At 61.2% G+C, this 268-nt stretch carries 1 protein-coding gene; it reads left to right on the forward strand.

The genetic code is table 11. The features are described from left to right. Window positions 1-167: 167 nt before the first annotated feature. Window positions 168-268 (forward strand): DnaJ domain-containing protein (locus ACQG3P_RS19885; protein WP_426806008.1); only part of this gene is annotated, 101 nt, incomplete at its 3' end.

Below are 268 nucleotides of genomic sequence, written 5' to 3' on the forward strand. Positions count from 1 at the left end.
TTCCTGATCCGGACACGACGCGGGACGTTGCGCAGGCAACGTCCCGTTGTCATTCCACTGGGGCCTGACCGCCGTACCCCGGTGTGCCGGGGCGCCCAACGAAAGAGCGGACCTGGTTCCGCTCTTCCGCGTTGACGAATCCCGACTTCCGGATACTGATTCACACCATGAGCAAGCGCGATTACTTCGAAGTGCTGGGTGTTACCCGCACGGCGACCGAAGAAGAACTGAAGTTGGCGTATCGCCGTTGCGCGATGAAGCACCACCA

This window comes from Stenotrophomonas sp. SrG (assembly GCF_050031795.1).
GTDB classification, from domain to species: Bacteria; Pseudomonadota; Gammaproteobacteria; order Xanthomonadales; family Xanthomonadaceae; genus Stenotrophomonas; species Stenotrophomonas rhizophila_A.